This is a genomic window from Ascidiimonas meishanensis, from assembly GCF_037782385.1.
GTDB lineage: Bacteria > Bacteroidota > Bacteroidia > Flavobacteriales > Flavobacteriaceae > Ascidiimonas > Ascidiimonas meishanensis.
Map to the genome: position 1 here is coordinate 412,506 of NZ_JBBEXD010000003.1, position 26,423 is coordinate 438,928.

The window sequence follows — 26,423 nt, forward strand, 5'->3', positions numbered from 1 at the left end:
CTAACTTTTAGCGATTTGACTTATTTTATCATATGAAGCTACAATGCCTTTTATTAAGGAGGAACTAAGCCCTTGGTGCTCCATTTCGTTTAAGCCTTCAATAGTGCAACCTCCGGGGGTGGTAACTCTGTCAATTTCTTCTTCCGGATGCCTTCCAGATTCAACCAGTAGACTAGAGGCTCCCAAACAAGTATTTATTGCCAAGGTGTGTGCTTCATCTGCATCAAACCCCAATTGGATAGCAGCTTGTGTAGTAGCACGTACCAATCGCATCCAAAAAGCAATACCACTGGCACAAATAACCGTAGCTGCACGCATCTGTTCTTCTGGAATTTCCATGGTGGTGCCTAATCTGTTAAAAATTGCTTTGGCAATATCGGTTCGTTTTTTGCCCATTTGATTACTGCAGATACAAGTCATTGATTTCCCCACCGCAATAGCCGTGTTTGGCATACTTCTAATAATGTATTGTTCTGTTCCTATTACAGATTCGATTCTTGAAATAGGAAAACCTGTAATAGTTGATATGATTACATGTTTTTCTGTAAGCAGGTCTTTTATCTCACCCAAAATGTTATCAAAATGACGTGGTTGAACGCCAAAAATTAAAATATCCGAATTTTCAACTGCTACCTTGTTATCTGAAGTAACACGTACTCCATTGTATTTTTCCCATTCGGCAATGCTATTGGTATTTCTTCTGGTTAGATAGAGTGTTGTAATGGCGTTATTGAATATGAGTCCTTTGGCTATGGCTAAACCCAAATTTCCTGCGCCTATAATTGCTATTTTCATGTAGTGTTTTTTTAATTTAAAACTGACTTGCTTTTAATTGTAATCCTTCTTGCTCATTGTATCCAAAAAGCAGGTTCATATTTTGAACTGCCTGTCCGGAAGCTCCTTTGAGGAGGTTATCAATTGCACTGGTAACTAATATAATGTTATCGTGTTTGTGCAGGTGAATATGGCATTGATTTGTATTAACTACCTGTTTTAAAGATATAGGCTGATTGGAAACATGAGTAAAGGGGGCATCTTTGTAGAAATCTTTATACAATAAAGTTACTTCTTCTAAAGTCCCTTCAAATTTTGTATATGCTGTCGCAAAAATACCTCTGGTGAAATTTCCTCTAACCGGAAGAAAATGGATGGTAGCGGTTTCATTTTGAAGATTACTGATAGTTTGCTGAATTTCTCCTAAATGTTGATGTGTAAAAGGTTTGTACCATGATACGTTATCATTTCTCCAACTAAAATGAGTGGTTGCACTCATGCCAGCACCTGCACCTGTACTCCCGGTAACTGCGTTTATATGCACAGATTCATTTAGTTTTTTAGAAGCTGCCAATGGTAATAATCCTAATTGAATTGCTGTTGCAAAACATCCGGGATTTGCAATGCTATTGGCATTTTCAATAGCTGCCTTTTGAAGTTCCGGAAGGCCATAAACGAATGACCTGTTTTGAAAACTAGCATCGTTTGACAACCTGAAATCATTGCTTAGGTCTATGATTTTCGTATCCTTAGAAAATGAGTGTTTTTCAAGAAAGTTTTTAGAATTTCCGTGACCCAAACATAGAAAAAGTATATCTACAGATGTATTTGCCTCTCCTGTGAATTTCAGGTTAGTCACTCCCAATAAATCTGTATGAACATCGCTAATAGCTACTCCGGCTTTACTGGTGCTATACACAAAATCTATGTGTACTTTTTTATGGTTGGTAAGCAAACGAATGAGTTCTCCTGCGGTATAACCGGTACCTCCTACAATTCCTGCATTAATCATGACTAATCTTGTTTACGTGATTATATATTTTATTCTGATTTGAAAGAATCTTAATAAATCCTTTAGCATCATCTGCACTCCAGGCTTTATTCATTTCACCATAGCTACCAAAAGAAGCATTCATTAAATCATGTGGTGAGTTAATTCCATCCACCACAAATCGGTAAGGATACAACGAGACAAAAACATCTCCGGTGACTTTCTTTTGAGTATCGGCAAGAAAGACTTCTATGTTTCGCATTACTTCGTCTAAATACTGCCCTTCGTGTAATAGCATCCCATACCAATTACCTAATTGTTCTTTGTGATGTAACTGCCATTTAGTAAGCACATGTTTTTCTAGCGAATGATGTGCCTTGATAATTATTAAAGGAGCCGCTGCTTCAAAGCCAACTCTTCCTTTAATTCCTATAATGGTATCTCCTGTATGGATATCTCTTCCAATGGCAAAAGAGGATGCTAACTCATTAAGTTTCTCAATATTAGAGGTAGCTGTATCTTTTTGGTCATTGATAGCGGTAAGTTCACCTTTAACAAAAGTTAGTTTTACCTGTGCTGAACTTTCTGTTGTGGTAAGTTGACTGGGGAAAGCATCTTCTGGAAGTCCTAGGTGTGAAGTAAGTGTTTCTGCTCCACCTACGCTCGTTCCCCAGAGCCCTTGGTTGACAGAATATTTGGCTTTTTCCCAGTTCATTTTAATACCGTGTTCTTTAAGGAAATCTATTTCTTGATCTCTTGAAAGTTGTTGGTCTCTAATAGGAGTAATTATTTCAATATTAGGTGCAATGGTTTGAAAGATCATATCAAATCTAACTTGATCATTTCCAGCTCCGGTACTGCCATGAGCAATAGCCGTAGCACCTATTTCAACGGCATACTTAACAATTTCAATGGCTTGTACAATACGTTCTGCACTTACTGATAATGGATAGGTGTTGTTTTTAAGTACGTTTCCATATATTAGATAGCGTACAACCTTATCATAAAATTTCTCAATCGCATCAATATTTTTATAGGAAGCAGCGCCTAATTGGAGTGCCTTTTCATGAAGCTCATCAATCTCGGTTGCTTTAAATCCGCCGGTATTTACACTTGCCGCATGTACTTCATAACCTTTTCCTGTTAGATACTTTACACAATAAGAAGTGTCAAGTCCACCACTATAGGCTAATACTAATTTTTGCATGATTATTTCTTTTTATCTTCTCTTTTAAGAAAAAGAGCTTGTTTTATATTTTTTAATCTTTTTAATACTGCTTTATCTTTTTCATACTTGGTATGCTGTTTCTTTTTTTCGGGATCGTATAGCATTCCGGTACATAAGCACATCTTTCTTTCAGTTCGGGTAAGAATATCAAAATTCTTACAGGTACCACAACCACTCCAAAATGTAGGGTCGTCTGTAAGCTCTGAAAAGGTTACGGGTTCATACCCTAATTCATAATTAATTTTCATAACGGGAAGCCCGGTTGTAATACCAAAAACTTTTGCGTTAGGATACTTAATTAGGGAATGCTCAAATATTTTCTTTTTGATAGTTCTAGCAAGACCCTGCCCCCTATAATCTGGATGAACAATAAGACCTGAATTGGCAACATACTTTTCATGACCCCATGCTTCAATGTAACAAAAGCCAGCAAAATTATCTCCGTCTAAAGCAATAACAGCATTTCCATTTTCTATTTTGGCAATGATGTATTCTGGAGTTCTTTTTGCTATTCCAGTACCCCGAATTTTAGCAGATTCTTCTATGGTGTCACAAATGCTATGAGCATATTTAATATGAGAACTGTCAGCAACGGTTACTAACATAATTAGGATGATTTAAAAAAAATTATTTGAAAAATGACTTGTGAAGGCTGAACCGGACTCACCTAGGTTCAAAAAAATAATAAATACACCCTAGGGGCGACGGCGGGGGAAAGACATAACAAATGAAGGAGCAAAAAACTCCGAAGAAAATTTACATATGTAGTAGTTGTCTTTCATCTTAAAGAATCAAATATACAATTTATTCAATTAACAACCCAAAAATCTAAAATAAATGGAGGCTACGGATTTATTATTATACTTTTTCAAGTATTTGTACCCTTATTTTAAAAGTATTATAAATTAAACGCTATTTTTTTACGAGAAATAAATATTTCATAAATGCATAAGGCATAGACTGGAAGGTATTGTAATACTAAAAGCAGATAACTTTCAGTAAAATTAGGTTGCGAATAGGTGAAGTAGCTCAGCATAATTAAAAGTGACCATAAAAATGGGTAGCGATATTTTGTAAAAATACTTAGCAGTAACAAAGTAGAAAGATACCATGGGTGCACTACTGAAGCTGTAAATAAGTAAAAAGAAAGGGCAAATAGCATTCCTGTAATAAGTTTAGGTAACGATTTATTATCCCTTAAAAAGGTGAGTAAAATGACAAGAAATAGAACAATTAGAGGCGTGATCTTGCCTACTGTTCTAATAATGTTGTATCCGCTTACTTTAAAGCCTATTGCTTTGATAATATTGTAAATACTACCATTAAATTCAAAGTTGGTAAACCAAAGACCGATAGTTTCTGTATAAGACTCTATGAACTTAATTGAAAAGAAAGGAGTGAATAGTAAAATAGTAATGAATATTGATAAGGAATAAAAAATTATCGCTTTTTTAAATGATAGCCTTTGAAATAACAAGGGAAGTAATAATAAAGGTAGAAGCTTTACAGAAATAGAACATGCCATTGCTAAAGCAGCTAATTTGGTTTTGTCAAGAACAATTAGATAGAGACTTAGTAGCAGAAAGAATAGCATCAAACTCTCAAAATGTAAGTTTCCAGTTAATTCAATAATGATAAATGGATTTAGAAGGTATAAATAAATATAATGATCTGGCAGTTCAAGCTTTCTTAATAACTTTTGACCTACATATAAAATACCCAGATCTGAAATAATAATAATAATTCTTAAAGTTAGTACGGAGCCTAGAATTGAATTTCCAGAAAATAAAGCTGCTATAAAAAAGCATAATTGGTTTAAAGGCGGGTAGTTTGTATAATGATTTGCACTAAGTTCTCCCATGCCTTTATAGAGCTCTTGTGCTTGTGCAACGGGAGCAATACCTTCTTCCATAAGTGTTTTTGGTAGGTATAGAAAAGGATTCCAGCCTTCAACTAACATTCGGCCATCCCATATAAACCGATAAAAATCCTGCGATAAATTTGGAATGGCAAAAAGGAATACCATCCGGGAAAGAATTACAAGAGCATTCAAAAAAACGGGCTGGGTCTTTTCTACCTTGATCAAGGTATAGTAAAAATAAAATAACGCTCCGTAAAGCGTTATTAATTTTATAAAATCGGTTCTTTGAAGATCGTAAGCAAATGAAAAGTATAAAACTATACTTGTTAATGCCATAAATATGGAAAATTTATGGTATTTCCAAAAGGTTACAATCAAGCTTTAGAGGTTAGCGATTTAAAGAAAACAAAACCAAACCCAAGAAAAAGCATAAAATGAAATGGAAATAATCCAAAATCATTTAAAGGTACCGCGCTATACATTCCAAAGAGGAAATACAACATAAGAATTGCTTCTAGCATTGTATTAGCAGAAATATTCTTTCGGAGGTATTTATTACCTTTCCACGTGTCTGTAAGGTTCTTAATATTAAATTTAGGGGTTCTAACAAACTCACTTTTCTTACCCATATGTCCTTCCAGAACGGCAACTGAGTTATGCAAAGAAAAGCCCATTGCTACAGAGAAGAAGGTAAAAAACATTCTGATGTAGTCAATAAATTTATCAATACCACCTCCTTGTATATTTTTATAAGTAAACCAATAACAAACAAAAAGTATAATGGTACTAACAATAAAAAAGCTAGTTACATCAAAAAACCAAGCCAAATGCCCATAGGTGTTTTTGATATAAAGCATAGGAATACTTAGTAAGGCCACTGTTAGTACGCATAAAAACATTGTACTATTCAATAAGTGAAGTACTCCATGTAAACGCGTTTTAAAAGGAATATTCTTAGTGGTCATTACTTTCCAAACCATCTTTCGGAAGTTTTCTGCACCACCTTTATTCCATCTAAATTGCTGTGATCTGGCAGCGCTTATTACCACAGGTAATTCTGCCGGAGTTTCAACATCTTCCAAATACTTAAACTTCCAATTTCTCAATTGTGCTCTGTAGCTGAGGTCTAAATCTTCGGTAAGGGTATCACCTTCCCAATTACCTGCATCAATAATGCATTCTTTTCTCCAGATACCAGCGGTACCATTAAAATTTATAAAATGGCCTTTAGCACTTCTTCCTACTTGTTCTAAGGTAAAATGTGCGTCTAAGGCAAATGCTTGTATTTTGGTAAGTAAAGAATAATCTCTGTTTAAATGGCCCCACCTGGTTTGAACTACGCCTATCTCAGGATCTTTAAAATAAATAATTGTTTTTTTAAGCCAATCAGAATCTGGTAAAAAGTCTGCATCAAATATGGCAATATATTCTCCTTTTGCATCGCAAAGACCATCTTTAAGAGCTCCTGCTTTAAAACCAACTCTATTTTCTCTTCTAATATGTTTAATATCCAGTCCTGTTTTGCGCAATGCTTCTACCTGAGTTGCAGTTTCTTTTACCGATTCATCTGTAGAATCATCTAAAACCTGTATTTCCAATCGGTTAGAAGGATACTCAAGTTTTGCAATATTTTCAAGAAGTCTTTCAACTACATACTCTTCATTATAAATAGGAAGTTGTATAGTAACATATGGAACTTCTTTAGGGTCTAGAAGATTAAATTTTGCGGCTTCATCATTTTTCTTCTTATAGCTAAGATAATTTATGAGCAAATTTAATTGGGCCAAACTATAAAAAAAGATAAGTACAAGGGCAGTACTGTAAATGGCGATGATGATGTAAGATATGAGTAGGTTCATTTATCGTATACTATATTTAAAAATCCAACCAAGTATTTTTATGGCAGCAAAGATAGTACCTTTTATGGTTCCTGAAACTTTTGAGACTCCAATTCTTTTTTTGTAGTGTACGGGTATCTCTGTATAACTTAGTTTTTTACGTAAAATTTTGAGTTGCATTTCTACTGTCCATCCATAGGTTTTATCAACCATATCAAGGGATAACAGTGTATTGTATTTGATCGCTCTAAACGGTCCAAGATCTGTATACTTAGCATTAAAAAAAAGTTTCATTAGACTGGTTGCCAGCCAGTTTCCGAATACTTGTTGAGGGGTCATTGAGTGTTTTTCGCGTAAATTTTTCACACGTGCGCCAATAACCATGTCAATATTATCTTCAATAATAGGTTTTACAAGCTTTGTGAGTTCTTCTGGATAATCTGAATAATCTCCATCTAAGAAAACAACAATATCTGGTTTTTTTTCTTGAGATGCTATGTGATCTAGACCTTTCAGACAGGCATAGCCATATCCCATTTTTTCTTCGGTCAATACGGTAGCTCCGTTTTTTTGAGCAACTTCGGCTGTCTTATCAGTAGAGTTATTATTAACCACAATAACTTCGTCAACCAGCTCAGGGATTTCCCGAAGTACAAGCGCAATAGAATCTTGTTCGTTATAAGCGGGTATAACGACTTTAATATGTGTCATTTAAGATCTGATAGTCTGTTTTCTTTCCTAAAGCTGAGATAGTCCGTCCATTCATTAACCTTAGTACCTTGATGGTATTTTTCTGCTTTTTGAAGTTTTCCTTTTTCATATACTAAGGCATATCCATGAATTATTCCGTCTTTAAATTGGTACTTTACGGCAACTTTACCATTTTTGTAAAATACCCACCAGCCTTGTTCAAGTCCGTTATTATAACTTCCTTCGCTTTGCAACGTTCCATTCAAGTGGTAAAAGTACCAATATTTTTCTTTTTGATGATTTTTGTAATGTCCTTCTTGTTTTAACTTTCCATTTGGAAAATAATATTTCCAATATTTTTCTTTCTTTTGGTTTTTCCACCAACCTTCTGCACTAACAATACCATTTTGATGATAAGAAACCTTATACTTTTCTTTCATTGATCCAGAAATAATCAACGAAAAAAAAAGAATAAAAGAATAATATTTAAAAGTCATAACAGAATATAATCAAGGATACTATAATTTAAGTTGTTAGTTTTTTCTAAAGCTAACAACTCGTTATTTTTTATTAATGAGTTCCATTAGGTTTACATCATTTCCTAAAAGAATTTCGTTCGCATTAATGCGGTTATCTTGTGAGCCATTTTCAAGTTTTAAAACACCTCTTGGGCATACAGCGGAACAAATTCCGCAGCCTACACAAGAAGAACGCACTATATTTTCTCCTTTTTGTGCATAGGCTCTCACATCAATTCCCATTTCACAATAGGTGGAGCAATTTCCACAGGAAATACATTGCCCCCCATTGGTGGTAATTCTAAACTTAGAGAATAGCCGTTGTTGAAGGCCCAGAATGGCAGCCATAGGGCAGCCAAAGCGGCACCAAACTCTACTCCCTAATAACGGATAGAAACCTACCCCAATAACGCCTGAGAAGGCGGCGCCAACACCAAATCCATACCATTCTCTAATTTTATAACTGCTTACAAAAAGAATATTTTTGTCGTTTGCCGTATAATTGATTACAATAGCGCCAATAATCACAGCTCCAATAGCTCCCATAGTGAATAATGCATCATTATCCATTGCTTTTCTTTTAAATATATAAATAGCAAGAATGAGTACCGATAGAAAAATAACGGTTCCCCAAACAAATTGCCCTTTACTAATAATACTAAGCGCTGCTCCTGATTTACTTCCTAGAAAAGAATAAATAACCGCAACCGTCATTACAAAAGCGAATACCAATACAAGATGAATAGACCAACGTTCAAGTTTCCACGCATTCATTTTTTTGCTAGATAATTGCCGGAATGAGTCTCCTGCTGTTTCGGCAAGTCCTCCGCATCCACAAACCCATGAACAGTACCATCGCTTACCATAAAAATAAGTTAAGATAGGGGAGATGATAAAAATTAAGGCAACTCCAAAAATGAGCATGAACATGCCCAAATTTCCCCCGTTGATTAAGTTTTTGAGGTGCCAATCAAAGAAAAAATCATAATCTAAAGGCCACATATTCTTGAGGTCTTTACCAAAATAGGCTTTGTCTGGATTCAATTTTTCTAGGATTTCAGGAATAAGAAACGCAAAACCTAATTGAAAGAACATAACAGAGGAGGTCCTAAATATTTGGTAACGATTGTGTCTGTATTTTAAAATAAACTTATAGCCTAATGATAAAATAGCTACCGTGTATAAAGTACCGTAAACAAACCATTGACTTGCCTCATGACCATTCAGGAGATAGCTTAAGGGATCAAAAAAACTAACAATACCGGTATTTTCACCATCGCTGTTTAGGCCTAAATACTCAGGAAACCAATACAAAAAAACATAAAATGCGGTAAGTAAAACACCCACAATCCAACCCCAAAAACCGGCACTAGAGATAGATTTAAACCATACGCCATTATTTTTAATGCCTTCTGGGTGGATTAGATACAAGCGGTTTGCATAAACGATGGTTCCTCCAATAATTAGTATGATAGAAAGACCAAGCCACATTGCTTTGTTTGTAAAATCAATATTAAACAATGCTAATGCCATAATAAGAAGCCCTAAAAGACCTGCTGTAAGAGCTATTTTTTGAATAAGATCCATTCCATTAGCAGTAGGATCTGCAAGAGAGATACTTTTATTATCTGAATTCATTTTAATAGGTGTATTTTGTGATTAGTCTAAAACTAGCGTTTCTTTTTTATGCATATGATAAGAGACCTGAATCTCATTTTCATGATGACGATAGAATTCTGGATCAAAATTGGCTTCTTTTAAATTAGCAATTACATGATCAATGGTGCGTTCTTCATCAAGCCATTTGTTAAAGGTTTCATGACGCATTCTTATTCCAAAGGTGTTAATGCCAAGAAATAATCTTGAATCTTTATGGTAAGAAATACGAATACACTTCTTCCCGTCTGCGTGTTCCCAGTAAAATTGTTGCTCGTATTCTTTGGGTTTTGAAAATACCCATCCATAGGTCTGATATTCAATATCCAAGAATTTGGCAGAATTAAACCAATGACCGGGATTATAGGCGGTTCTATTACTACAAATGGTTTGTGCTAATGCCTCTCCCATCATCCTTCCGGTGTACCAAACAGCTTCAACGGGTCTTCTAAGACCTATAGCCTCTCTTTGTTCTGCACAATCTCCTATTGCATAAATATCTGGAACGTTAGTTTCTAGATATCTATTGACTAATACACCTCTATTTGTTTCTACTAATGAATCTTTTAAAAATGCTATGTTTGGTGAAACACCCGCCGTAAGACCTACAATTTGACATTCTATAATATCTCCTTTGTCGGTTTTTACGGCTTTAGCCCTTCCATTTTCATCAGCAATAATCTCCGTAAGATTGGTTTGAAGACGTAAATCTATATGATGTTCTTTTATGTGACGATTGATCATTTCCGATTCTCCTTTGGGTAAAACACCATTCCAGAAGCTTGACTCTCTTACTAAAAATGTCACTTCAATATTTCTGGACCTGAGCATTTCCGCTAATTCAATTCCAATCAAACCACCACCAACAATAACAGCTCTTTTGCAATTGGGTGAATGACTTTCAAGATTCTCAAGATCTTGACGATGATACATTCCCATCACTCCTTTTAAGTCTTGACCGGGCCATCCAAATTTATTAGGCTTTGATCCTGCAGCAATTATTAGTTTATCATACGGCAACTCTGTTCCATCTTTAAATTTTAAAACCTTATTATCCGCAGAAACATGAGTTACTAAACCTTTTTTCAGCTCAATTTTATTCTTCTTCCAGAAATTATTTTCATAAGGTTGTGTGTGCTCAAACTTCATGTGTCCCATGTAGACATACATTAAAGCAGTGCGGGAGAAAAAGAATTCCGTTTCATTTGAAATGATTGTAATTTTCTTTTTGGATAATTTTCTAATATGTCTTGCAAGTGTAACACCAGAAATTCCATTACCAATAATAACGATGTGTTCCATATAAGTGGTCAATTATTTTTAATTAAGTCGCTTCTAAAGTTAATAACTTATTTGACAATTTGAATTTATAATGAATTTAAATAAAACTTCATTTGTAAGTTTTTTGATAGGTTTTCGAACGGGATGTCTTTAAATTTCTGATGACTACGGACCTCTTAAAGTTTTGTTGTTGTTTGGAAGTAATTAGAACTACTAGTTAGTCAGCTTGCCGTAATCCAGATTAAAAAATATGGTTAAACGCTTAGACTTAGGAGATAATTTTGAACAAGATTTAATTTCAATTGGCAGAATCTCTTTAGTTTAAGCATTGTGTGTCAACTTTATATGTGTTGTAAATATTGTTTTGAGATAAACTTTTAACATTGGAATAAGACTCATTTTACAGGTTTCCTGTTATCTTAGAGCCTTATATAGTTTCCTTATGAATAAAATAAAGTACCTATTAATTTTAACTGGATTGCTTTTCTTTCAATCCTCTTGTACTCAGAATACTAAAATTAACGGATTAAGTTACGTGGCTTCTCGAGATGAAATTTCAGTTTCAGACATAAAACCTCTAAAGGATGCCCATGCAAATTGGGCAGCGGTGATGCCTTTTGGATTTATGCGAACTACGTCTTCTCCTGAAATTATGTATAACTCAGATAGGCAATGGTGGGGAGAACGGAAAGAAGGTGTTGAAATGACTACTAACTATTTGCACGAAAAGGGGATTAAAGTAATGATTAAACCACAGATTTGGGTTTGGAGAGGTGAGTTTACAGGAACTATCAAAATGCGTTCTGAAGAAGACTGGAAACACTTGGAAGATTATTATTCAAAATTTATTATAGACTATGCAAAATCAGCTCAAAAAGTAAAAGCAGAAGTCTTTTGTATTGGAACAGAGCTTCATACTTTTATTGCAAATCGTCCAGCATATTGGAAGGGATTAGTTACAGAGATAAGAAAAGTGTATAAAGGTAAGCTTACCTATGCTGAAAATTGGGATACCTTTGCAAAGGTTCCTTTCTGGAGTCAATTGGATTTTATTGGTATTGACGCCTATTTTCCTTTAAGCCAAGTTAAGACACCTACAGTAGACGAGTTGAGAAAGGGTTGGAAAAAACATAAGAAGACTATTCTTGAAGTACAAGAAATAAATCAAAAACCTGTAATCTTTACAGAATACGGTTATAGAAGTGTGGATTACACAGCAAAAGAACCTTGGAATTTTAATAATAAGGCAGAAGTAAACCTGAAAGGACAGAATAATGCCTTAAGAGCACTTTACGATGAATTTTGGAATGAGCCTTGGTTTGCCGGTGGATTTTTATGGAAATGGTTTGATAATCATAAAGAGGCGGGCGGAGTTAAAGATTCTCAGTTTACCCCCCAAAATAAACCGGCGGAAGCATTAGTAAAAGATTTTTATAAAAATAATAGTTAATACTTAAGTGTTTTTTCTTTTGGTTTCTGCTGTTAAAGAACATGATAATATCAGTTATTACTTCTATCTACAATGTCTAATTACATAAAAAGGAGTGTTCCAAGGGGTAGCTTGGAGAACCTATTCTGTTTTGATGTTTTCTCTATTGACAAAAATATTTTCAATTTTTTAACTGAGATATACATGAAGTTTAAGGGTAGTTTTATTAGTAAGTTAAGAGCCAAAATTCCTAGTTTTAAAAATAGAATTAGTAGTATACTAATCTGATAATCAATAGAATAGTATTAACCAATATGCTTTTTATAATATTTATAGAGTGCATCAGGAGAAGCGCCAGTTAGTTTCTTAAAATGAATTACCGCAAAATGGTATTGTAATTTGTAGACACCTAACTTTCTATATTTACGAGCAGAAGTTTTTACATAATCGGGTAGTACCGTGAAATTTCTTTCTTTGTACAATCGGTTGGTAAATTCATTGTCTTCATAAATAGTATAGTTTTCATTGAAGCCATTCATTTTAAAAAAAAGTGCTTTGGTAATAAATAAAGATTGATCTCCTCCGCGGCAAATGGCAAAATTCCATCGGGTACACCATTGTGAAATTAGCAAGAAAGGGTGTTTGTAATCAAACTTTAATCTAAAACAACCTGCTTCTCTTCCCTCTTGAATCTTTTGAAGTATTTTTATATCAAATTGTTTTGGTGGAAAAGAATCTGCATGCAGAAAATACAATACCTCTGCGGAAGCTTCTCTTGCTCCATGATTCATTTGAATAGCCCTTCCTTGTTTACTGGAAAGAAATACCACGCCGGGAACATTTTGGAATAAATTGCTACTGCCATCACTACTATCCCCATCTGAAATAATGATTTCTGCAATATTTCCGGTATTACTGTTTTTAATTAAGTACGGAATTAACACCGACAGATTATCGGCTTCATTAAGAGCAGGTATAATAATACTTATTTTCAATTCCTTTTATTTGCCATTCAAGCCCCAGTCATATTTTTGATACGAAATACGTGTTGTTTCAGTTATTTCTGTATTCACATAGGGTTTGATAAATGAAATGAGGCTACCTTTTGTTTTAAAATCTTTAGAAAACCATCTAAAGATAAGTGAAAGTTCTAGCCGTTTCTCTCCAATGGTATTTTTTGTAGGATCGTTTATAAATATGTTGGTTGCCTCTTCTAATTGTTTTTCTAGAGTAGCTGCCGTAAAAGCGGTGTTTTGTAGTTTTGGACAAGAAATAGAAGCGCAAACAATGGCAAAATGAATTCTGGGTTCATCCATTTTTCGTAATATTTTATGCTCTACATCATTCAAATTGTACCATTTTTTGCCTAACTTAAAAAAACGAGTACCCCAAGGATCTTTGATGTCTTTGATACTATTTACAGGATAATTATTAAGTATTAATTGCACTGTATAGGCGTTGTAAACATTAATCCAAAATGCTAATTTTTTCTCTTTACTCGCATTTTCATCTATTAAATGCTCTTGTAAAATTCTTAGATATTTAGTTAGTATGGGTTGATCTTTTTTTAAACCAGCATAATTTACAAAGCCATTTTCTGCAACATGTTTTTGTAATAATAGATTCCATAACTCATGAATATTTGAAGTAATCGCTTTTTCAGTTTTTTCTTCAGAAGGAATCTGTATGCTGTCTTTGGATAAAGGCTGCTCTTCAATTACCTTGTTTTTTGAATCGTTTATCAAAGAATCTTTCTTGCTGAAATTATCTTTTTCTATAATAGGAGCCATCACCCCATTTTTTGAGACGTCCTTGTTAACACTTGCTTTTATGACTCTTTTTGAAGAATTACAGCTACTAAAGACGTTGAAACTTATAAGTAACAAAAAGATCTGTATAAGGTTGATTTTCATGATTTTTGATTTGGGATTAAGGCGTCTATAAAAAGAATAATGCTACTGAAATATCCATTGCTTCCGTAGATTGGTCTAATTTTTAATGAATACCTTACCTCAAATTGAAAAATTAACAGCAGCCACCGCCGTCGTAATGAAAAGTAGCTTCTGAAATAAAAATATCATCCCTCTTAAGACTTGCAATTGCAGCGGCTGTTTTGTCGCAAATAGCCAAGGGTTGATTTTTTAATAGAATATGTCCTTTAGTATCATCAAAATAATCTTCCTCACCATAGTAGATAGCTGCTTTACCCGTAAATATACAGGGTCCATCTTCTGGCATAGGGTCTTTAATAGCGGCTACCTCTATAGACTCAATATAGATGATTTCTTTTGTGGGATAATGAACAGGATCAAGAATGCGGTAAGGCTTTCTGGCTCTTATTTCAATAGTTCCAAATCCGGCATCGGTGAGCATTTTAACATATTCAGCAATAGGAAGGCTTCCGCTGAGGCACAAAGCACGTAATCTTTCGTCATTTCTCAATGTGTCATTCATAGGCTGTTCACAGGTAGGATCACTCATAACCAATCTCCCATGAGGTTTAAGAACGCGATACATTTCAGCAATGGCCTTTTTTAATTCTTCCATTTTAAAGATATTAAAAAGACAGTTTTGGGCAGCGACATCAATACTATTATCTGCTACCGGAAGATTCAAGGCATCTCCTTTTAATAATTCTACATATTCTGATTTGAACCAGTCGTTTTCCGCCTCTGCAATTTTAAAGTTTTTATGTGATGCTGCTAACATTTCGTCTACTACATCTACACCAATAACTCCTCCTTTTTGTCTTGAAAAATAGGAAAATTGTAATAACTCCATTCCACCACCAACACCTACATACAATACTTTAGGATTGCGAACCAGATCTCTAGCGTGTACAGTGCTTCCACAGCCATAGTTCATTTCCTGCATAATTTTAGGAATGCTAAGCCCAGGAAGTTCCCAAATAGGGTTTGTGGTGCAACAAAGTCCTACGTCTGGTGTTAAGGCTGCTTCTCTATATACGTCTTTGGTAGTTTCAAGGTATGACATCATTAAATGGTTTTAATAAGTTCTTTAAAAAGGGTAATCATTTTAGGTTCTGCTTTCCCAGCCACTTCTATTATTTCTTGCACATTAACAGGTTTAAGGTTGTCTGGATTACATTCATCTGTTAATACAGATACCGCTACACAGGGTAAGTTTAGATGATTTGCTACAATAACTTCAGGTACTGTACTCATACCCACAGCATCCGCTCCAATAATTTTCAGATAGCGATATTCTGCCTTGGTTTCTAGTTGTGGCCCTACAACAGATGCATACACTCCTCTATGCAATACTATATCTTTACGAGTTGCAATCTCTAATAGCTTTTCACCCATTTCTGGGTTGTAAGGCTCACTCATATCTGCAAAGCGCTCTCCATATTCAGAAACGTTTTTAAAAGCTAAAGGCGATCCTCCCTGCAAATTGATATGATCTTCAATAAGCATCAAATCTCCTTTCTTATAATCTAAATTGATGGCTCCCGCTGCATTGGAAATTAAAAGTTTAGAAATACCAAGTCCATGCATGATTCTAATTGGATAGGTGATGTCAATAAAATCATAACCCTCATAGAGATGAAATCTGCCTTGCATCACTACCACTTTTTTCTCTTCTATGGTTCCATAAATCAATTTTCCTGTATGGAATTCAACGGTTGCCAATGGAAAAAATGGAATATGATTGTAATGTGCTACAATTTGATTTTCAATTTCGTCAACAAGTTGCCCTAATCCTGTACCTAGTACAATCCCTATATCTGGATTATGAAACCCTTTTTCTTGTAAATAGCTGGTAGTTTCTTGAAGTTGTTTTGTTGTCATTAGTCTGTAGGTTTTAGAAATGGCTTAAAAGCATGATGGTTCTCAATGTCTTCATATATATCAATATCATTTAATCTTTCAAGTAAATGAATTTTTTTAGTAGTCAGTTGTGCCAGTGTATCTTTCAAAACGGTTGAGGTACCCCATTTTTTGTTTTCAAAAATTTCAGGAATTAAAGAGGTAAGCCCTAACAAATAGTAACCTCCATCTTCTGCAGGACCAATTACCACATCATTAGCTTCAAGTTGCCTAAAAGCATCATTAATATGAGCTGGTGTTATATCATACATATCGCTTCCTATAATTAGCATACTTTGATAATCATCCTCAAAAGCTTCTTTAAATGCATTCAGCATTCTAATCCCTAAATGTGCTCCTTTTTGTAATTTTTTAGTATAACCGGAAGCATTCCAGATATCTTCTTTTTTAATTTCTTCAGAGTAATAAACAAATTTGGATGCCACAATAGGTGTTGTTACCTGAACAGTTCTCTCTAACAAAAACGTATAAATATCTAATGCTGTTTGATCTCCAACCGTTTTTGCAAGTCTTGTTTTTACTTTGCCAATAACTGGATTGCGAGTAAATATTAAAAGTGCTCTCTTAGTCATATATTTTTTCTCCTTTTCTCAGGTAAACACCCCATAACCTAGAATATGCATGTACCTTTTCAGTTTCTTTATTAGCAGTATCTACCACAGCATATCCTTTATTTTTCCATTCAAAAATACCTCCGTAAACATTAAAAATATGCTTGTACCCCATCTTTTTTAGCTTTTTTGCAATTTTATGGCTACGAATCCCAATAGAGCAATAAATTGCTATAGGCTTTTCTCTATTGCTTACTAACTTTTTTATTTCTTCTTTGCTAAAGTATTCAAACCCAACAAAAATAGCATCTTTCAAATGGCTTACTTGATATTCATTTGGCTCTCTGGCATCAAGTATTGCAAATGAATCTAGATTCTGTTGTAAACTATCCACCGTAATATACGGGATTTCTTTGCTATTAAATTTTTGAAGTAAAAAATACAAAGATTCTTGAGCGCTTGAAGTTTTAACCAGAAAAAGGCTAAAGCAGCAAATAAATATGAAAACTTTCTTATGCATAAATTAAGCTACGGTGCCTTGACAACTACTCCCAGCGCCCGCAGTGCAACCGTAGCAATGTTGCGAAATGATTATTTTGCGATTTTGAAGTACGTCTTCGTTATAATTAGAGATATGTTTTACTTTGGAGGCAACCTTCAAGTCTAGCATCTGATTAAAATCACAATCATACAACCAGCCATCCCAACTTATGGAAATGGTGTTGGTACACATTACGTTTTTTACAGCCGAAGGATTAAACGCTTCTACTAAGGCATACATATAATCTTCATAGTTTTCTGAAGCAATTAAATATTCGAGAAAACGACTTATGGGCAAATTAGTAATTGTAAATAACTGATTAAAATAGATGCCAAAATCTTCTTTAAGCGCTTTTTTAAAGTCACGTTCCATTGCATCTTGATCTGACGGCAGAAACGCACCAGAAGGATTGTAAACCAAGTCTAATTTTAGATTAGTTTCCTCCATACCATAGCCTACCTCATTTAACATTTGTAAGGCTTTGATGGATGCGTCAAAAACCCCGTTTCCTCTCTGTTTATCTGTTTTGTTTCTTTTATAGAAAGGTAGTGAAGACACTACATGAACATTGTGTTTTTTAAAAAATTCTGGTAAATCATGGTATTTCTTGTTCGCTACAATAATAGTGAGATTAGAACGTACAATGAAGTCTTTAATTCCCGCTTTGCTTGCTTCTTCAACAAACCATCTGAAATCAGGATTCATTTCTGGAGCGCCCCCAGTTAGATCCAAAGTATGAGCTCCTGTGTTTTTAATAACTTCCAGACATTGTTTCATGGTTTCACGGGTCATGATTTCTTTTCTGTCTGGACCTGCATCTACATGGCAATGTGAACATACTTGATTGCACATATATCCTATATTTATTTGCAGGATCTCTAGCTTTTTAGGCTTTAGGGGAAAATTACCATTTTGTGTAATTTTTTCTTTAAAAGTAGGGAGTTCGCCAGAAGCGAAAATACCATTTGAGAGAAACTCTATTTGCTTATGTGTGTTAGCAAGTTCATTCTTTCTGGCTAGCAGCGATTTTTGTGCCATTTATTTTTATTCTTTTCTTAAAAACAGGAAGCCAAATGCTACATGCTTAATTTATCATATTTATTCATCATTTGAACTCCGTGTACCAATGTAGCACCACCTTTTATAGCTGCACCTACATGTACTGCCTCCATCATTTCTTCTTTCTCAATGCCTCTTTCAAGTCCATCTTTTGTGTAAGCATCAATACAATATGGGCATTGAACTACATGAGAAACTGCTAAAGCAATTAATGATTTTTCCCGAGCGGATAAGGCGCCCTCTTCAAATACTTTTCCATAGTACTCAAAAAACTTGGTTCCTAATTCTTCATTCCATTCTGTAATGTTGCCAAATTTTTTAAGATCTGCCGGATCGTAATATGTTTTTTGCATGTATTTTCTTTTTTAAGATGCTAAAGATAATTATCTTCTATGACATTTCTTAGCATTGTAATTAGACGGAATAAATCATTAAAGATTACGTTTCATCTTAATTTTTTATATTGCTTCATTCAATTTTTATAACTTAACGTCCTTAATTATCTTTCAAAAACTCATTTTAAGTGGTGTGTTAACTTGATTTTATGATAGTTAAGTTCATAGTTACATATTTTAATTCTGATTTAATCAACATGGAAATCAAACGATTTTTTCTCTCCCTTGCCAGTTGTTTATTTTTAGTAACGGGTTGTAAAGAACCTATTAAGAATGCAGAAAAAGAGCGAAAAGAGGTCAAAAGGACAATAGCTACTTTTAAAGAAAAGTATCGTCCTCAGTTTCATTTTTCTCCTTCTGAAAAATGGATGAATGATCCCAATGGACTTGTATATCATAAAGGAGTGTATCATTTGTTTTATCAGTATTATCCAGACGATATTGTTTGGGGACCTATGCACTGGGGACATGCAATTAGTAAGGATATGATTTTATGGGAACACAAACCTATAGCTCTTTATCCTGATGAAAACGGACTCATATTTTCTGGTAGTGCTGTTGTTGATAAAAATAATTCAAGCGGTTTTGGAAGTAAAGAAAACCCGCCCTTGATAGCTATTTTTACGTACCATAATATGGAAGGTGAAAAAGCAGGGACACTTGATTTTCAAACGCAGGGTATTGCATATAGTCTTGATAATGGAGAAACATGGAAGAAGTATGAAGGAAATCCTGTGATTCCAAATAATACTGGGATAAAAGATTTTAGAGATCCAAAAGTATTTTGGCATGAAGCTTCTGGAAAATGGATTCTGGTCTTGGTGGCAAAAGATCACGCCAGAATATATAGCTCAAACAATTTAAAAAAATGGACATACCTAAGCGAATTTGGCAAGAATAATGGGGCACATGGCGGTGTTTGGGAATGCCCAGATCTTTTTCCGTTAAAGGTTGCAGATTCTGACGAAGAAAAATGGGTATTAATTATTAGTATAAATCCTGGGGCACCAAATGGGGGTTCTGGCACGCAATATTTTATTGGAGATTTTGATGGAAACGAATTTACATCCAATCAAAAAGAGCCTAAATGGATAGATTATGGTACAGATAATTATGCTGGGATTACTTATAACAATACACCTAATAAAGAAAGAATCTTTATAGGTTGGATGAGTAATTGGAATTATGCAAGAGATACCCCTACCCAAGTCTGGAGAAGTGCCATGACGTTGCCTAGGGAATTATCATTGCACAAAATAAACACAGATTATTTTCTGTATAATTATCCGCTGAAAACCTTAGAAAGAGTAATTGAAAAAGGTACTCCAAGCAAAATTAAAACTGCTAATAAGATAATGTTAGAAGCTGCTAATTTTAATGAGTCTGAAGTAATGTTCAAAACCGCTAATCGTAATTTTGAGCTTGCTTTTTCTAACGCAGAAGGCGATGTTTTTTCTTTGTATATGAATGGAGCAAAAAATAAATTTATAGTAGATAGAACAAAATCAGGTAGTGTTGATTTCCAAGAGAGTTTTGGAAGTAGTTCTCATGAGATGTCTATAGAAGGACTACCGGAAGGTAAAATAGAACTGAGGATTGTAATGGATTGGTCCTCTGCTGAAGTATTTATAAACAAGGGGCAATATGTAATGACTCAGCAATTATTCCCTACCTCCAATTTCACTAAATTGAAAATTGAAAATAAAGAATTGAATAAACATCTTGTATTTTCTGAATTCGAAAATAACATTATAAATTCTATTTGGAATGAATAAAATTATAGGTTGGTCTATAACGGCCGCACTTGCTGGATTTTTGTTTGGATTTGATACGGTAGTAATTTCTGGTGCAGAACAAAAATTACAACTTCTTTGGGATTCTTCAGATCGTTTTCATGGTTTGGTTGTTATCTCATCTGCCTTATGGGGTACAGTGCTTGGAGCAATTTTTGGAGGATTTCCTACTAATAAAATCGGGAGAAAACAAACCCTTATTTGGATAGGGGTGCTTTACTTTATATCCGCATTAGGATCTTCTTTGGTAGATGGCCCCTGGGCATTTGCTGTATTTCGTTTTTTGGGAGGTTTAGGTGTAGGAGCTTCTACTATAGCAGCCCCTGCCTACGTATCTGAAATTGCACCAAAAAAATACCGAGGTTCACTGGTATCTTTGTATCAATTTAATATTGTATTAGGCATATTGGTTGCGTTTTTCTCTAATTATTTGTTGAATGATGTGGGTGAGAATGCGTGGAGATGGATGATAGGAATTGAAGCGATACCCGCTTTTATCTATTGTGTTTTCGTATTTACTGTACCCAAAAGCCCACGGTGGTTATTGGCCAAAGGAAAAAAAGAAGAAGCCAAAAAAGTATTACGACTTATAGATTCTTCCAGAGATATTGACAAGCAAATAGCAGAGTTGGAGGGAGCATTTGGAAAACATGAAACACAGGAAAATATTTTTATGAAAAAGTATCGTTTTCCATTAATATTGGCTTTTCTTATTGCATTTTTTAATCAATTTTCAGGCATCAATGCCTTCTTGTATTATGCACCAAGAATCTTTGCAGAAGCAGGCTTAGAAGAAAGTACGGCATTGCTTAGTAGCATTGGAATTGGGGTTACCAATTTGGTGTTCACTTTAGTGGGTGTTTTTCTCATAGATAGATTAGGAAGAAAACAGCTTATGTATATAGGCTCTGTGGGTTATATAATTTCTTTGTCTTTGGTAGCAATGGCATTTTTATTGGGTTGGCAAGGTATGGCAGTTCCTGTTTTTTTGTTTCTTTTTATTGCTTCCCACGCCATTGGGCAAGGTGCAGTAATTTGGGTATTTATCTCTGAAATTTTCCCAAATCATATAAGGGCATCTGGCCAATCTTTTGGTTGTTCTACCCATTGGGTTTTGGCAGCTATAATACCCGCTTTAGTTCCTTGGGCAATTAATTCTATTGGCGCAGGAATGGTGTTTGCTTTTTTTGCTTTTATGATGGTGTTGCAGTTAGTCTTTGTACATTTTATGATGCCTGAAACCAAAGGAGTTTCTCTAGAAGAATTGGCCAAAAAATTAGTAAAGAATTGAGGTGTTTTTTTACTGAAATATCCATTGTATTTTTAATAAGCATTAGAATAACATACTTCAATGAAAATTATTGAAAGTTATTGGTCAAAGCCTGCACTAATTAAAGATGGGCATGCAGATTCTAAATTTTCTGGTGGATGGCCTGATGTGAAATATCACTACATGAGTTGGGCACTTAGTTGTCTTAAAATTAAAATAAGCTCATAATGTTTAAGAGCTTATCTAAAAAGACTACTAGAGGTATGGTAGTTAGATCAGTAATATAAGCATCGTGCTTGTTGATATCACTGGACTATCTTCATGACATATTTTTTAATGGTATGTTATTGTTAAAGTTATTGGCTTTTCGATTATCAAAGAGCGGGCTCTTTAAGATCGGTCTGGGCTAGGTAATAAAAGAAATGCTCCTTTATCAAGAATAAACCAAGTAATTAAAAAGGAAAGACATTCTAGGGTAAAGCTGCCAAACTTAAAAAAAAGCTCACCCAAAATAAGTGAAGCGGCAAGCGTATTTAATGAAATGAGTAATTCTAATGGACCTTTTTTGAAGGAGATACTATTTTTTAGTTGCATGGGTATGAATTTTAGATAGGTGATAAAAGTACCTAGCAAACATGATGCATTCAAGGAGTAATATCCTCATTTGTATAGGGGAGTTTTCCCCTAGGCTTTAAAAAAAATGGAAGAGTTAAAATTTAATTAGAAACTCATTCTTCTTTTAGAAGTTTCCGTTTTAGAAGTTGTTCTTAAAGTTCCTGAATTGGAATGCCTTCTTTGTTGGTTAAGTGGTGTTGCCATTTGATTTGATCTTGGAATGGAATATTTCTCACTTAAGGCAGAAACTTCTTCCATCTTATTCATTAAAAAGTTGTTAGCGACGTCTTTAATTATACTATCATCTGTACTTATGAGCACTTCTCTAAGTTGTTCTTTCTGCTTATCTATTTCTAATAAAGGGATTACATCTTCTTTATCATGTAGTAATGTAAGATTATTCTTTTCAAGGATAATCGGTATTTGTTTGTCATAATTTGCTATTAATTTTTCTCTTTCAGTAAGGATACCCAAATTTGTAAAATAGGGTTCTGTAATAGCTCTCATTTTCTTATCATCCAGTTCGTATCTGCCATTTTTTAGGATAGGTTGGCCTTCGGTATCTGTTTTACTCACTATTTTGGCAAACTCTTGTGCAAGTTTTGGTTCTACTGCTTGAAATCCATATCTATCATTTATGGTTTTAGGAGCTATACGCCTTCTTTCTCCTATAATTTTCACTTTATTTTCCCTTCTATTTTCTGCTCCTGCCAAAAAAACACTATTAGCTAAAGCTGCAACTACCTCTATTTTTTCATTTGTTGGGAGGAATTCTTTTAATTTGACACTAATTGTTTCCTCAAGAGCTTCTCTTTTTATTAACCCGTCCAGCAATTCAGGAATTTTATCAGACCTGTTAATGTTCTGACCTATGGTAGATCTTATTAATAAGCTTTGTACAGGAGTGGGGCAATCTCCCAAGGCAGTAGCTAGTATATTTAAATTTGTATCTCTTTCTTGTTCATTAGCTGCATCAAAAATTGCATCTAGAAGTAGTTTGGTAGCAGGAATATAAAGTTCTGAGGCAATAGCATCGTTTGTGGGTACCGCCTGAAGAAATTTAATAATAACCTCCTTGCCTGTTAGATTGGAACCTACTGCGGGTTTAAAATCTCCAGTATTCATGGCTTCAATTTCAGCTAATTTTTCAGGACTTTCCTGACCATAAAGCTTTTGAATGACCTCTTGATAATTCTGCGCTTTAAACCTAGAAGCCATATTTGTAGATACCACGTCTCCCCCTAGATTAGACATTAATGAGATGATGGATTCGTTGGTAAGGGGGTTATTAATTAAGTAAAGCGTACTAAGATTTGATAAGGATTCTATTTCCTGTGGTAATGTGGTGAGTTGGTTTTCAGGTAGAAAAAGCTTTTGTAGTAGCGTTAAATTACCAATTTCAGGCGGAATAGAGGTTAGTTGATTGCTCGAAGCATGAAAGGTTTTAAGGCTGGTTAAATTACCAATTTCTGGAGGTAATGTGGTGAGTTGATTCTCTGATAAATGTAAAAAAGTAAGCTTTGATAATTCGGTAACTTCTACAGGAAGTGTTGTTAGTTGATTGTCTCGTAAATCTAACTCTCTCAATGAACGAATTGCCTTAATCTTTGGCATTAAATTAGTTAACTCTTCAGAAGTTATACCGAGGTGAGACAGGCTCAGTTTGTCAGAAAATAGACCTCTTGCCTTATTAATTCGCTTTTCTGCTTCTGCAATGTTTCCCATAATTCATGAATTGTTTATTAATAAGTAACATAAACCAAGACTTTCCCCCAAAAAGAGCATTTTTAAAATGTAACAGAAATAGTCTAAATCTTAAAAGAAATAGGAATCACAAACTATTTCACAAAGTAGGTACAAAAGAAGCCTATTTCACAACAGTAATCGGAAGATTTTAAAATGATGAATTGGGGGTAATCTATTAGTAGTGATACTTATATGTGAAAACAAATTTTGAAATACACTTAATAATTCACACATGAAAAATAGTTACTTCTATAATTACTTTAATGTAATCTATCAAACAAAAAGTGGTCGTTCAGTCGTAGCGCAGCGAGTGCTCGGGGTTACGGCACATGAGGCTAAAAAACGAATAGAAAAAGAAATGGCATTGTCTCCCACATTTGATAGAATTTTAATTGCCGTGAAATTGCAGAGATCAAACTAAAATTAATATAACCCAATCTATTATGACATCTTATTTTTTACAAAATCAACAAGGACAGATATTAACTGCATTTATGTGTTTAATTATCTGCGGTCTTCTTATTAGCTACATAATTTGGAAAAACACGGCTAAGGAAAGCAAAGGAGAAGCGCTAGTTTTAATAAGTATTGCAGCCTTAACTATTTTTGGAAATATTATTTATTTTGTTTCCTAGTTGATATAACTAAAAAGTTCTAGATTAAGTCATTGGAATTTAGTAAAAACCCCTTCTTTAGAAAATAATAGCTCATTAGAATCTGTAAAAGCTAGTGTAATTTAGTAATCACTATATTATTTTAAAATAACAACTAATATGTAATAAGGTTTTAAAGGAATAATAATTTATGAAAAAGCCATGGGATAGTTTAATAGCTAATGGCGATGTGCCCCCCACTTTAGAAGAGCAAGAATTTACCAAGGAAAAATTTTTTAAAGGTTTTGGAAAAACCTTACTATTTAGTGAGATGTCTTTAAGAGAACGTTGGGGTTTTGCATTGTATCAAGATAGACTCGTTAAAAGTATCGATAATACCAAAAGAGTAGAAAAAAGTCAACAGATTTTTAATACAAATACTATTTCAGAAAATCTTTCTAATGATTTAGAGGTCAAAAAAACTAAAAATGATCACAAAGAAACTGCAAGCCTTAAACCATGGGATGGTTTAAAAGCTAATAACAATGAGCAGCCTCCCACATTAGAAGAACAACGAGCTGCAAACACCAAGGTCAAAAAGAATTACAGAGAAGAAAGACCCGGAAATGAAGGAATGGTTTCAAGAGAGCTATGGGCATATTCGTTATATAAAAGAAATGAATCAGTAAAAAATCACAAAAAAATTTCAAACTTTAAGCCATGGCTTAAATTGAATGGTGAAATACCTCCCTCAATAGAAGAACAAAAAGCGGCAAGTGCTAGAGTAAAAGATAATTATCTTAAAAAAAAACTACCAAAGACTGGATTGTCTCCAAGGGAGTTATGGGCTTATAATTTATATTACAACAAAGAATCGCGAAAATTGCGAAAAAAAAACAAACCTCCCAAGCCTAGTGTTGAACCTTGGTATGATCTAATTACTAAAGGCGAACAGCCCCCCTCAATTGAAGAGCAAAGGATAGCAAGCACTAAAAGTTCAAGTAATTATAGAAACAAGAATCCAAGAAAATACGGTTTTACACCAAGAGAAGAGTGGGCACTCCATTTGTATGATAAAAGACAGAGGGAAGCCAAGAAAGCTTCTAATTTTAAGGTAGTTTCTAGAAATTCGTCAGATTGCGCAGTAAATGATAATGTAACAGTAGCATCTAAGGATGTAGAAGAGTTGGTTAATGCTAATTCGTCAGATGATTTGGAAGGGTTAGAGGAAATGATAGTTGGATTTGAGGCTAAAGAATCTCTTAAGGATACAGTAGACGATAATGAATCTGTAGCCTCTAAGGATTTAGAGGACTTAATTAATGCTAATCCTTCAGATGATTTGGAAGGATTAAAACAAGTGATGGATGAATTGGATACTAATAATGATAAAGTTATTAATGATGCCTTTAAGGCTGATTTAGGCATCACACTAACCCCTGAGGCTTTACAAACTTTAACAGACCTTAAATTTGTAGATGAAACAGAAGATCTGCAGCAAGATATAGATAAAACGGCTACAGCGGTAACAGAAGTTGCGCGTATTCCTGCACCAGATAATTCACCAGGTTTAGGAGGATTTATAAATACCCAACCCACTGCAACAGCAAAAGCTAGAGGTCTTAAACGTACTAGGAGTGATGAAAGTAGAGCTAGTACTAATAACAATTTAGAGAAAAAACCAGCACCTAGAAAATTCTCTAACCGCGGCTCTAAGTAGCGTACACAGTTGAGATACGCTAC

General features: G+C 34.4%; 27 protein-coding genes. 7 read left to right on the plus strand and 20 right to left on the minus strand.

Translation table 11 applies throughout. The annotated features are described in order from the left end of the window. The 10 genes from proC to WBG07_RS06895 form a co-directional block, all read right to left on the minus strand. Entirely contained in the window at positions 1-795 is a 795-nt protein-coding gene (gene proC, locus WBG07_RS06850) for a pyrroline-5-carboxylate reductase (RefSeq protein ID WP_340199812.1), read from the minus strand. 16 nt (positions 796-811) lie between these two features. Then, on the minus strand, positions 812-1,786 hold the full coding sequence (gene argC, locus WBG07_RS06855) for an N-acetyl-gamma-glutamyl-phosphate reductase (RefSeq protein ID WP_340199814.1): 975 nt from the start codon (positions 1,784-1,786) through the stop codon (positions 812-814). After that, the gene (argG, locus tag WBG07_RS06860; RefSeq protein ID WP_340199815.1) at positions 1,779-2,972 is read right to left on the minus strand and encodes an argininosuccinate synthase; all 1,194 of its coding nucleotides are present in this window, start codon (positions 2,970-2,972) and stop codon (positions 1,779-1,781) included. The genes argC and argG overlap by 8 nt, the downstream gene beginning before the upstream one ends. 2 nt (positions 2,973-2,974) lie before the next feature. Then, on the minus strand, positions 2,975-3,598 hold the full coding sequence (locus WBG07_RS06865; protein WP_340199816.1) for a GNAT family N-acetyltransferase: 624 nt from the start codon (positions 3,596-3,598) through the stop codon (positions 2,975-2,977). A gap of 293 nt (positions 3,599-3,891) precedes the next feature. Beyond that, complete coding sequence (locus WBG07_RS06870) at positions 3,892-5,190, minus strand: mannosyltransferase (RefSeq protein WP_340199817.1); 1,299 nt, start codon at positions 5,188-5,190, stop codon at positions 3,892-3,894. Between the two features lie 38 nt (positions 5,191-5,228). Beyond that, positions 5,229-6,713 (minus strand): cellulose synthase family protein, encoded by a 1,485-nt coding sequence (locus tag WBG07_RS06875; RefSeq protein WP_340199818.1) that lies wholly within the window; start codon positions 6,711-6,713, stop codon positions 5,229-5,231. Continuing rightward, positions 6,714-7,403: a glycosyltransferase family 2 protein gene (locus tag WBG07_RS06880; protein ID WP_340199819.1), complete on the minus strand. Its 690-nt coding sequence runs from the start codon at positions 7,401-7,403 to the stop codon at positions 6,714-6,716. Further along, positions 7,400-7,822, minus strand: a complete 423-nt coding sequence (locus WBG07_RS06885) for a toxin-antitoxin system YwqK family antitoxin (protein ID WP_340199821.1) — start codon at positions 7,820-7,822, stop codon at positions 7,400-7,402. The genes WBG07_RS06880 and WBG07_RS06885 overlap by 4 nt, the downstream gene beginning before the upstream one ends. A gap of 120 nt (positions 7,823-7,942) precedes the next feature. Then, the gene (locus WBG07_RS06890; RefSeq protein ID WP_340199823.1) at positions 7,943-9,538 is read right to left on the minus strand and encodes a 4Fe-4S binding protein; all 1,596 of its coding nucleotides are present in this window, start codon (positions 9,536-9,538) and stop codon (positions 7,943-7,945) included. Positions 9,539-9,559: 21 nt separating this feature from the next. After that, positions 9,560-10,858: an NAD(P)/FAD-dependent oxidoreductase gene (locus tag WBG07_RS06895; protein ID WP_340199825.1), complete on the minus strand. Its 1,299-nt coding sequence runs from the start codon at positions 10,856-10,858 to the stop codon at positions 9,560-9,562. Positions 10,859-11,279: 421 nt separating this feature from the next. Here WBG07_RS06895 and WBG07_RS06900 point away from each other — a divergent pair, with 421 nt between their 5' ends. After that, positions 11,280-12,287: a glycoside hydrolase family 113 gene (locus WBG07_RS06900; protein WP_340199827.1), complete on the plus strand. Its 1,008-nt coding sequence runs from the start codon at positions 11,280-11,282 to the stop codon at positions 12,285-12,287. 284 nt (positions 12,288-12,571) lie between these two features. Here the strand turns inward: WBG07_RS06900 and WBG07_RS06905 are convergent, their stop codons facing one another. The 8 genes from WBG07_RS06905 to WBG07_RS06940 form a co-directional block, all read right to left on the minus strand. Then, entirely contained in the window at positions 12,572-13,261 is a 690-nt protein-coding gene (locus tag WBG07_RS06905) for a TIGR04283 family arsenosugar biosynthesis glycosyltransferase (protein ID WP_340199829.1), read from the minus strand. Positions 13,262-13,267: 6 nt separating this feature from the next. Beyond that, complete coding sequence (locus WBG07_RS06910) at positions 13,268-14,179, minus strand: DUF547 domain-containing protein (RefSeq protein WP_340199831.1); 912 nt, start codon at positions 14,177-14,179, stop codon at positions 13,268-13,270. A 112-nt stretch (positions 14,180-14,291) separates the two neighbouring features. Next, positions 14,292-15,260, minus strand: a complete 969-nt coding sequence (gene arsM, locus WBG07_RS06915) for an arsenosugar biosynthesis arsenite methyltransferase ArsM (protein WP_340200081.1) — start codon at positions 15,258-15,260, stop codon at positions 14,292-14,294. Between the two features lie 2 nt (positions 15,261-15,262). After that, entirely contained in the window at positions 15,263-16,078 is an 816-nt protein-coding gene (locus WBG07_RS06920; RefSeq protein ID WP_340199833.1) for a purine-nucleoside phosphorylase, read from the minus strand. After that, the gene (locus tag WBG07_RS06925) at positions 16,078-16,689 is read right to left on the minus strand and encodes a TIGR04282 family arsenosugar biosynthesis glycosyltransferase (protein ID WP_340199835.1); all 612 of its coding nucleotides are present in this window, start codon (positions 16,687-16,689) and stop codon (positions 16,078-16,080) included. The genes WBG07_RS06920 and WBG07_RS06925 overlap by 1 nt, the downstream gene beginning before the upstream one ends. Next, a complete protein-coding gene (locus WBG07_RS06930; RefSeq protein ID WP_340199837.1) occupies positions 16,682-17,188 on the minus strand; it encodes a rhodanese-like domain-containing protein in 507 nt (168 codons plus the stop codon). Before WBG07_RS06930 ends, WBG07_RS06925 begins: the two co-directional genes overlap by 8 nt. A gap of 3 nt (positions 17,189-17,191) precedes the next feature. Continuing rightward, positions 17,192-18,247: an arsenosugar biosynthesis radical SAM (seleno)protein ArsS gene (arsS, locus tag WBG07_RS06935; protein ID WP_340199839.1), complete on the minus strand. Its 1,056-nt coding sequence runs from the start codon at positions 18,245-18,247 to the stop codon at positions 17,192-17,194. 38 nt (positions 18,248-18,285) lie between these two features. Beyond that, complete coding sequence (locus tag WBG07_RS06940; protein ID WP_340199841.1) at positions 18,286-18,621, minus strand: arsenosugar biosynthesis-associated peroxidase-like protein; 336 nt, start codon at positions 18,619-18,621, stop codon at positions 18,286-18,288. Between the two features lie 191 nt (positions 18,622-18,812). On the opposite strand from WBG07_RS06940, the gene WBG07_RS06945 reads away from it, so the two are divergent. From WBG07_RS06945 to WBG07_RS19450, 3 genes are read left to right on the plus strand one after another with little or no spacing between them, the layout of a single operon-like run. Beyond that, complete coding sequence (locus tag WBG07_RS06945) at positions 18,813-20,438, plus strand: glycoside hydrolase family 32 protein (protein WP_340199843.1); 1,626 nt, start codon at positions 18,813-18,815, stop codon at positions 20,436-20,438. Further along, a complete protein-coding gene (locus WBG07_RS06950) occupies positions 20,431-21,747 on the plus strand; it encodes a sugar porter family MFS transporter (RefSeq protein ID WP_340199845.1) in 1,317 nt (438 codons plus the stop codon). The genes WBG07_RS06945 and WBG07_RS06950 overlap by 8 nt, the downstream gene beginning before the upstream one ends. A 60-nt stretch (positions 21,748-21,807) precedes the next feature. Further along, on the plus strand, positions 21,808-21,954 hold the full coding sequence (locus WBG07_RS19450; protein WP_413788813.1) for a DUF6734 family protein: 147 nt from the start codon (positions 21,808-21,810) through the stop codon (positions 21,952-21,954). Positions 21,955-22,116: 162 nt separating this feature from the next. Here WBG07_RS19450 and WBG07_RS06955 read toward each other — a convergent pair whose 3' ends face one another. Together WBG07_RS06955 and WBG07_RS06960 are read right to left on the minus strand one after the other, a co-directional pair. After that, positions 22,117-22,320, minus strand: coding sequence for a hypothetical protein (locus tag WBG07_RS06955; RefSeq protein WP_340199847.1), 204 nt, complete (start codon positions 22,318-22,320; stop codon positions 22,117-22,119). Positions 22,321-22,446: 126 nt separating this feature from the next. Further along, on the minus strand, positions 22,447-24,066 hold the full coding sequence (locus tag WBG07_RS06960) for a leucine-rich repeat domain-containing protein (RefSeq protein ID WP_340199849.1): 1,620 nt from the start codon (positions 24,064-24,066) through the stop codon (positions 22,447-22,449). Between the two features lie 253 nt (positions 24,067-24,319). Between WBG07_RS06960 and WBG07_RS06965 the strand changes: the two genes are divergently transcribed. The 3 genes from WBG07_RS06965 to WBG07_RS06975 all read left to right on the plus strand — a co-directional run bounded on the left by WBG07_RS06965 (position 24,320) and on the right by WBG07_RS06975 (position 26,400). Beyond that, positions 24,320-24,508 (plus strand): hypothetical protein, encoded by a 189-nt coding sequence (locus WBG07_RS06965; protein ID WP_340199851.1) that lies wholly within the window; start codon positions 24,320-24,322, stop codon positions 24,506-24,508. A gap of 22 nt (positions 24,509-24,530) precedes the next feature. Then, a complete protein-coding gene (locus tag WBG07_RS06970; protein WP_340199853.1) occupies positions 24,531-24,722 on the plus strand; it encodes a hypothetical protein in 192 nt (63 codons plus the stop codon). A gap of 169 nt (positions 24,723-24,891) precedes the next feature. Next, positions 24,892-26,400 carry a hypothetical protein gene (locus WBG07_RS06975; RefSeq protein WP_340199855.1) on the plus strand — a complete coding sequence of 503 codons (1,509 nt, stop codon included), beginning with the start codon at positions 24,892-24,894 and terminating at the stop codon, positions 26,398-26,400. Positions 26,401-26,423: the final 23 nt, after the last annotated feature.

Bases quoted from the DNA above. Each gene is read 5' to 3' on its own strand.
- proC (WP_340199812.1), bottom strand. From the start codon at position 795: ATGAAAATAGCAATTATAGGCGCAGGAAATTTGGGTTTAGCCATAGCC.
- argC (WP_340199814.1), bottom strand. From the start codon at position 1,786: ATGATTAATGCAGGAATTGTAGGAGGTACCGGTTATACCGCAGGAGAA.
- argG (WP_340199815.1), bottom strand. From the start codon at position 2,972: ATGCAAAAATTAGTATTAGCCTATAGTGGTGGACTTGACACTTCTTAT.
- WBG07_RS06865 (WP_340199816.1), bottom strand. From the start codon at position 3,598: ATGTTAGTAACCGTTGCTGACAGTTCTCATATTAAATATGCTCATAGC.
- WBG07_RS06870 (WP_340199817.1), bottom strand. From the start codon at position 5,190: ATGGCATTAACAAGTATAGTTTTATACTTTTCATTTGCTTACGATCTT.
- WBG07_RS06875 (WP_340199818.1), bottom strand. From the start codon at position 6,713: ATGAACCTACTCATATCTTACATCATCATCGCCATTTACAGTACTGCC.
- WBG07_RS06880 (WP_340199819.1), bottom strand. From the start codon at position 7,403: ATGACACATATTAAAGTCGTTATACCCGCTTATAACGAACAAGATTCT.
- WBG07_RS06885 (WP_340199821.1), bottom strand. From the start codon at position 7,822: ATGAAAGAAAAGTATAAGGTTTCTTATCATCAAAATGGTATTGTTAGT.
- WBG07_RS06890 (WP_340199823.1), bottom strand. From the start codon at position 9,538: ATGAATTCAGATAATAAAAGTATCTCTCTTGCAGATCCTACTGCTAAT.
- WBG07_RS06895 (WP_340199825.1), bottom strand. From the start codon at position 10,858: ATGGAACACATCGTTATTATTGGTAATGGAATTTCTGGTGTTACACTT.
- WBG07_RS06900 (WP_340199827.1), top strand. From the start codon at position 11,280: ATGAATAAAATAAAGTACCTATTAATTTTAACTGGATTGCTTTTCTTT.
- WBG07_RS06910 (WP_340199831.1), bottom strand. From the start codon at position 14,179: ATGAAAATCAACCTTATACAGATCTTTTTGTTACTTATAAGTTTCAAC.
- arsM (WP_340200081.1), bottom strand. From the start codon at position 15,260: ATGTCATACCTTGAAACTACCAAAGACGTATATAGAGAAGCAGCCTTA.
- WBG07_RS06920 (WP_340199833.1), bottom strand. From the start codon at position 16,078: ATGACAACAAAACAACTTCAAGAAACTACCAGCTATTTACAAGAAAAA.
- WBG07_RS06925 (WP_340199835.1), bottom strand. From the start codon at position 16,689: ATGACTAAGAGAGCACTTTTAATATTTACTCGCAATCCAGTTATTGGC.
- WBG07_RS06930 (WP_340199837.1), bottom strand. From the start codon at position 17,188: ATGCATAAGAAAGTTTTCATATTTATTTGCTGCTTTAGCCTTTTTCTG.
- arsS (WP_340199839.1), bottom strand. From the start codon at position 18,247: ATGGCACAAAAATCGCTGCTAGCCAGAAAGAATGAACTTGCTAACACA.
- WBG07_RS06940 (WP_340199841.1), bottom strand. From the start codon at position 18,621: ATGCAAAAAACATATTACGATCCGGCAGATCTTAAAAAATTTGGCAAC.
- WBG07_RS06945 (WP_340199843.1), top strand. From the start codon at position 18,813: ATGATAGTTAAGTTCATAGTTACATATTTTAATTCTGATTTAATCAAC.
- WBG07_RS06950 (WP_340199845.1), top strand. From the start codon at position 20,431: ATGAATAAAATTATAGGTTGGTCTATAACGGCCGCACTTGCTGGATTT.
- WBG07_RS19450 (WP_413788813.1), top strand. From the start codon at position 21,808: ATGAAAATTATTGAAAGTTATTGGTCAAAGCCTGCACTAATTAAAGAT.
- WBG07_RS06955 (WP_340199847.1), bottom strand. From the start codon at position 22,320: ATGCAACTAAAAAATAGTATCTCCTTCAAAAAAGGTCCATTAGAATTA.
- WBG07_RS06960 (WP_340199849.1), bottom strand. From the start codon at position 24,066: ATGGGAAACATTGCAGAAGCAGAAAAGCGAATTAATAAGGCAAGAGGT.
- WBG07_RS06965 (WP_340199851.1), top strand. From the start codon at position 24,320: ATGAAAAATAGTTACTTCTATAATTACTTTAATGTAATCTATCAAACA.
- WBG07_RS06970 (WP_340199853.1), top strand. From the start codon at position 24,531: ATGACATCTTATTTTTTACAAAATCAACAAGGACAGATATTAACTGCA.
- WBG07_RS06975 (WP_340199855.1), top strand. From the start codon at position 24,892: ATGAAAAAGCCATGGGATAGTTTAATAGCTAATGGCGATGTGCCCCCC.